Below are 6,028 nucleotides of genomic sequence, written 5' to 3' on the forward strand. Positions count from 1 at the left end.
CGCCAGCTCCCGCTCCGCCTCGCCCAGCGACGGCACGTCCGCCGGCGGCGCATCCCGCACCGGCAGGCACCGCCACCGCACCCGGACCACCTCGTCCCCCTCGGGACCCACCGACCAGACCTCCGGCACCAGACCCTGCGGCGGCCCGCCGGTCACCAGCACCGCCTCGCCGGCGTCCAGCGCCAGCGCGTTGAACTCCGGCGGCCCGGACAGCCCCAGCGGATGCCCCGGCACCGGCAGCGCCACCCGCAGGCCCTTCGCGCCCAGCGCCCGCAGCCGCCCCAGTGCCATCGTCAGGGCCACACCCTCGGCCGACTCCTCCTCCGGCAGCCCCGCCACCCGGTGCCCGGCGTCGTCCGCGACGATGCGCTCCGCGGCCTCGTCGGGCGAGATGTGCCCGGAAAGCAGGGCATTTCCCCAGGCCGCCAGCCGGCCTGAACGTGGTTCTTCGAGCATGGCACCAGCCTACGGACCGGGTCCGACATCGCGTGGCGTAGGTTTGCCCTGGGGCGGTGTCGCAGGCGCGCACCGCGTACGACGGACCGAGACTGCAAGGGGAGACGGGCACGCTCATGAGCGATGTACTGGAGCTGGTGGACGTATCGGTGGTCCGCGACGGCAGGGCTCTGGTCGAACAGGTCTCCTGGTCGGTCGCGGAGGGCGAGCGGTGGATCATCCTCGGTCCCAACGGCGCGGGCAAGACCACGCTGTTGAACATCGCCTCCAGCTACCTCTTCCCCTCCGGGGGCGCCGTCCAGATCCTCGGCGAGAAGCTCGGCAGCGTCGACGTCTTCGAGCTGCGCCCCCGCATCGGCATGGCCAGCGCCGCGCTCTCCGAGAAGCTGCCCAAGCGCCAGACCGTCCTGCAGACCGTCCTCACCGCCGCGTACGGCATGACCGCCACCTGGCAGGAGAGCTACGAGGCCGTCGACGAGGACCGCGCCCGGGCCTTCCTCGACCGCCTCGGCATGAGCGAGTACCTGGAGCGCAGATTCGGCACCCTCTCCGAGGGCGAGCGCAAGCGCACCCAGATCGCCCGCGCCATGATGACCGACCCCGAGCTGCTCCTCCTCGACGAGCCGGCCGCCGGCCTCGACCTCGGCGGCCGCGAGGACCTGGTACGCCGCCTCGGCCGGCTGGCCCGCGACCCGTACGCACCCTCGATGATCATGGTGACGCACCACGTCGAGGAGATCCCCCCGGGCTTCACCCACGTGCTGATGATCCGGCAGGGCAAGGTGCTCGCCGCCGGACCCATCGAGACCGAGCTGACGTCCCGCAACCTCTCGCTCTGCTTCGGCCTGCCGCTCGTCCTCGACCGCGCCGGCGACCGCTGGACGGCCCAGGGCCTGCCGATGTCCAAGTCGTAGCCGCCGCCTGGCCACCCGGCCCACGGGAGACGTAGCTTCGCGGCCGCAGCCCCCGGGCATCTGTCCCGAATCCCCTGCCCCGCAATAGCATTGGACCCGTGGATGCATGGGTGTGGTGGCTGATCGCCGCCGTGGGCATGGGCATTCCCCTGGTGCTGACTGCCATGCCGGAGTTCGGCATGTTCTCGGTCGGCGCGGTCGCCGCCGCCGTGACGGCGGGCCTGGGGGGCGGTATCACCGTGCAAGTGATCGTTTTCGCGGTCGTCTCGACCGCCCTCATCGCCGCGGTACGGCCCGTGGCGCGCCGCCATCGCGGCCAGGGCGGGGCGACGACGGGCGTCGACGCCCTCAAGGGCAGACAGGCGGTGGTGCTGGAGCGCGTCGACGGCTCCGGGGGGCGCATCAAGCTCGCCGGCGAGGTGTGGAGCGCCCGGGCGCTCGACTCGGGCGAGGTTTACGAGCCCGGTCGGAAGGTCGATGTTGTGGACATCGACGGTGCGACCGCCGTCGTCATGTGACCGGAAGCGCCCTTACGGGCAAGGCCGTTCTGCCACACTCGGCGGCTGGGCCGCACAATTGGATCACTAACCGGGGAGCAGCATGCAGCCGATCATCATCGTCCTGATCATCCTGGTGGTGCTCGTCTTCATCGCACTCATCAAGACGATCCAGGTCATCCCCCAGGCCAGTGCGGCCATCGTGGAGCGCTTCGGCCGCTACACCCGCACCCTCAACGCCGGCCTCAACATCGTGGTGCCGTTCATCGACACCATCCGCAACCGCGTCGACCTGCGCGAACAAGTCGTGCCGTTCCCACCCCAACCCGTGATCACCCAGGACAACCTGGTGGTGAACATCGACACGGTCATCTACTACCAGGTCACCGACGCCCGGGCCGCCACCTACGAGGTCGCCAGCTACATCCAGGCCATCGAGCAGCTCACCGTCACCACCCTGCGCAACATCATCGGCGGCATGGACCTGGAGCGCACCCTGACCTCCCGCGAGGAGATCAACGCCGCGCTGCGCGGCGTCCTCGACGAGGCCACAGGACGCTGGGGCATCCGCGTCAACCGCGTCGAGCTGAAGGCCATCGAGCCGCCCACCTCCATCCAGGACTCGATGGAGAAGCAGATGCGCGCCGACCGCGACAAGCGCGCCGCGATCCTCACCGCAGAAGGCGTCCGGCAGTCCGAGATCCTCACCGCCGAGGGTGAGAAGCAGGCCGCGATCCTGCGCGCCGAGGGCGAGGCCCGCTCCGCGGCACTGCGCGCCGAGGGCGAGGCGCAGGCCATCCGCACGGTCTTCGAGTCCATCCACGCCGGCGACCCGGACCAGAAGCTGCTGTCGTACCAGTACCTGCAGATGCTGCCGAAGATCGCCGAGGGCGACGCGAACAAGCTCTGGATCGTGCCCAGCGAGATCGGCGACGCCCTCAAGGGCCTCGGCGGCGCCCTGGGCAACTTCGGCACGCCCTCGCCCACCGGCGGTGACGGCGGCGCCCCCAAGACGAGCACCCGCAAGGCGCCCACCTACCGTGAGCAGCCGCCGCTGGAGTAGTCCCGCGCATGGCGTCCGCGGACGCCGTACGGTACGAGCCCGCCCCCGGTCGTCGCAACCGACCGGGGGCGGGTTTCTGTCCGTAAAAGCCCGTACGGCACCGTCCCGGTGCCGTACGGGCGGGCGTGGCGCTCACGCGCCGGGGCTCAGGCGGCGACACCCACCTCGCGGCCCTCCGGCGGCGTCAGCCACTCCGGCAGCTGCTCCCGCTCGCGCACTCCCAGCGCCAGCAGCAGCGCGTCCGCCGGCGTCGGCTCGAACGGCCGCCGCAGCAGCCGCATCCCCGCCTGCTCCGGCGTCCGGTCCGCCTTGCGGTGGTTGTCCGCGGCGCAGGACGCCACCGTGTTCAGCCAGGTGTCGCGACCGCCCAGCGACCGCGGCAGGACGTGGTCCACGGTCGTCGCGCGCCGGTCGCAGTACGCGCACCGGTGCCGGTCGCGTACCAGCACACCCCGCCGCGACCACGGCGCCCGTCTTCGGAACGGCACCCGCACGTACCGGCAGAGCCGGATCACCTGGGGCACCGGCAGCTCGACGGTCGCCGCCCGCAGCCGCATACCGGAGTGCGCCTGCTCGACCACGGCCTTGTCCTGCAGCACCAGCACCACCGCACGGCGGAGCGACACCGTCGACAGCGGCTCGAAGCTCGCGTTGAGCACCAGCGTCTCGCGCATCCCGGTCACACCTCCCGACTCGCCTCACCGACCGGCGAGGTGGCTCCACTGTGCCCCGGGAGACCGGCCGCGACAACGCAATTTCAACCTGCCGCGGGCTCCTCGTGCGTGCCGATGAGCTGCGCCCTCGCGAGGGTGTGGAAGCGGAGGTTGAAGCCCACGACGGCGGGCGTCGCCGCGGCGTCGGGACCCAGCTTCTCCTGGTCCACCGCGTACACCGTGAACACGTACCGGTGCTCGCCGTCACCGGGCGGCGGGGCCGCGCCCGTGAAGTCATTGGTCCCCGCGTCGTTCCGTACGGTCACCGCACCGGCCGGCAGCCCGGCCATGTCCCCCGTGCCCGCGCCCGCGGGCAGCTCCGTCACGGACACCGGGATGTCGAACACCGACCAGTGCCAGAACCCGCTGCCGGTCGGCGCGTCCGGGTCGTAGCAGGTGACGGCGAAGCTCTTCGTCTCCGCCGGGAACCCCGACCAGCGCAGCTGCGGCGAGGTGTTGCCCTTCGCCCCGATCTGCGCGTCCGGCAGGGGGGCGCCTTCCTTCACGTCGTCGCTGGTGACGGTGAACGACGGCACCGCGGGATGGAAGTCGTGGGGCAGCGGCGGCCGGTTCTGCTCGGGCACGTGAGACACCTCCAGGTGGCTGTGACACAAGGACACGGCGCGGCGGGTACGCGGGTCACGCGGTACGCGGGACACCGGCACGCCGCCACGGCGGTCAGCCTAACGAGCAGCGGCCCGGGCGCCGCCGCCACACGACCGTGCGGCTCAGAACCAGTTGCGCCGCGACCCCACCTCGGAGATCCACTGGTTGAGGTACGCGCTCCAGTCGGTCTGCTGGAAGTCGGTCAGCCCCACCTGGAACATCCGGAACGAGTCACCGCCGTCCGTGAACAGCCCCGGCTTCTTGTCCATCTCCAGCACCACGTCCATCTGGTGCCCGTCGGCGAGGAACGTCAGCTCCACGGCCGTCAGCCCGCGGTACTGCTGCGGCGCGTAGAACTCGATCTCCTGGTAGAACGGCAGCCGCTGCCGCGTGCCGCGGATGTGCCCGCGCTCCAGGTCGGCGCTCTTGAAGCGGAAGCCCAGCCCGCCGAAGGCGTCGAGGATCGCCTGCTGCGCGGGCAGCGGGTGCACGGAGATCGGGTCGAGGTCGAGCGAGTCCACCGCCCGGGCGATCTCCAGCTCGGTCGTCACGCCGACGTTCATCCCCGGCAGCCGCTGGCCCATGACGGACGTCACCGGCGTCTCCCACGGGACGTCCAGGCTGAACGTCACGTTGTGCACGGCGTTCGGCTCGATCTCGAAGGCGCCGCCGAGCCGCTGCCGGTGGAACTCGATGTCCTGCTTGTACTCGTTGTCGCCGCTCTCCACCTCCACGCGCGCCTGCAGCCCGACGGACAGCCCCTCGACCTCCTGGGCCACGGACCCGCCCTCGATGCGGACCTCGCCCTGGACGACGCCGCCGGGCACGACGTTCGCGTCGTTCAGGACCGTCTCCACCGACGCGCCGCCGGCCCCCAGGCTGGCGAAAAGCTTCTTGAACCCCATCGCGGACTCCCCTGCTCCCCTGTTAGGTCTGCTCAACTACGCTCACCCGACATGCCCCGTACTCCACTCGACCGCTCGTTCTTCCGTCGGCCCGTACTGGAGGTGGCGCCGGATCTGCTGGGCCGAACACTACTGCGCCGCACAGCCGCCGGGACGATCTCTCTGCGACTCACGGAGGTCGAGGCGTACGCGGGGGAGCAGGACCCCGGTTCGCACGCCTACCGGGGCCGCACGGACCGCAACGCCGTCATGTTCGGCCCGGCCGGGCACATCTACGTCTACTTCACCTACGGCATGTGGCACTGCATGAACGTGGTCTGCGGCGAAGAGGGCGCCGCGAGCGCCGTCCTCCTGCGCGCCGGCGAGGTGACGGAGGGCACGGAACTGGCCCGCAAGCACCGCCCCAAGGCCCGCAAGGACCGCGAACTGGCCCAGGGCCCGGCCCGCCTGGCGACGGCACTCGACATCGACCGCACCCTCGACGGCACCGACGCCTGCACCCCGGGCACCCCCCTCGAACTCCTCACCGGCACCCCCGCGGACCGCACCCGCATCCGCACCGGCCCCCGCACCGGCGTCGGCGGCGACGGCGCCCACCACCCGTGGCGCTACTGGATCGACGGCGACCCGACGGTGAGCCCGTACCGCGCCCACGAGCAACGACGCCGCCGCAAGGCGGCCGGAGCTTGACGCGGCGGGGGCGGGTCCGTATCGTGGAGAGAGCCCTAAACGGCCTGGTGTCTTGCACGCTCTGATGCGGGCGCCATCCTCCAGACGATCTTTCGTAAACCTGAGCCCTCTTTTGTTGCGCCTCGGCTGCAACTCCTGGGGACCCGGTTTTGGAGCGAAGCGAAGTCTTCGCTACAGTGGTGGA

The 6,028-nt window shown here is 71.3% G+C and carries 8 protein-coding genes; 4 read left to right on the plus strand and 4 right to left on the minus strand.

What is annotated here, in order from left to right; translation table 11 throughout:
- Positions 1-456, minus strand: a 456-nt coding sequence (locus H5J30_RS14625) for an Rv1486c family protein (protein ID WP_508470472.1), incomplete at its 3' end; no start/stop codon positions are given.
- 116 nt (positions 457-572) lie between these two features.
- Here H5J30_RS14625 and H5J30_RS14630 point away from each other — a divergent pair.
- From H5J30_RS14630 to H5J30_RS14640, 3 genes are all read left to right on the plus strand, one after another.
- A complete protein-coding gene (locus H5J30_RS14630; protein WP_181787874.1) occupies positions 573-1,370 on the plus strand; it encodes an ABC transporter ATP-binding protein in 798 nt (265 codons plus the stop codon).
- Between the two features lie 137 nt (positions 1,371-1,507).
- On the plus strand, positions 1,508-1,888 hold the full coding sequence (locus H5J30_RS14635; RefSeq protein WP_051102863.1) for an NfeD family protein: 381 nt from the start codon (positions 1,508-1,510) through the stop codon (positions 1,886-1,888).
- Positions 1,889-1,970: 82 nt separating this feature from the next.
- Entirely contained in the window at positions 1,971-2,930 is a 960-nt protein-coding gene (locus tag H5J30_RS14640; RefSeq protein WP_181787875.1) for an SPFH domain-containing protein, read from the plus strand.
- 146 nt (positions 2,931-3,076) lie between these two features.
- On the opposite strand, the gene H5J30_RS14645 is transcribed toward H5J30_RS14640, so the two are convergent.
- From H5J30_RS14645 to H5J30_RS14655, 3 genes are all read right to left on the minus strand, one after another.
- Entirely contained in the window at positions 3,077-3,604 is a 528-nt protein-coding gene (locus tag H5J30_RS14645; RefSeq protein ID WP_181787876.1) for an HNH endonuclease, read from the minus strand.
- An 83-nt stretch (positions 3,605-3,687) separates the two neighbouring features.
- Complete coding sequence (locus tag H5J30_RS14650; RefSeq protein WP_181787877.1) at positions 3,688-4,227, minus strand: YbhB/YbcL family Raf kinase inhibitor-like protein; 540 nt, start codon at positions 4,225-4,227, stop codon at positions 3,688-3,690.
- Positions 4,228-4,371: 144 nt separating this feature from the next.
- On the minus strand, positions 4,372-5,154 hold the full coding sequence (locus H5J30_RS14655; protein ID WP_181787878.1) for a sporulation protein: 783 nt from the start codon (positions 5,152-5,154) through the stop codon (positions 4,372-4,374).
- A gap of 51 nt (positions 5,155-5,205) precedes the next feature.
- Between H5J30_RS14655 and H5J30_RS14660 the strand changes: the two genes are divergently transcribed.
- A complete protein-coding gene (locus H5J30_RS14660) occupies positions 5,206-5,844 on the plus strand; it encodes a DNA-3-methyladenine glycosylase (protein ID WP_181787879.1) in 639 nt (212 codons plus the stop codon).
- The last annotated feature ends 184 nt before the right edge of the window (positions 5,845-6,028 follow it).

This window comes from Streptomyces phytophilus (assembly GCF_013870535.1).
In the GTDB taxonomy this organism is placed as follows: Bacteria; Actinomycetota; Actinomycetes; order Streptomycetales; family Streptomycetaceae; genus Streptomyces; species Streptomyces phytophilus.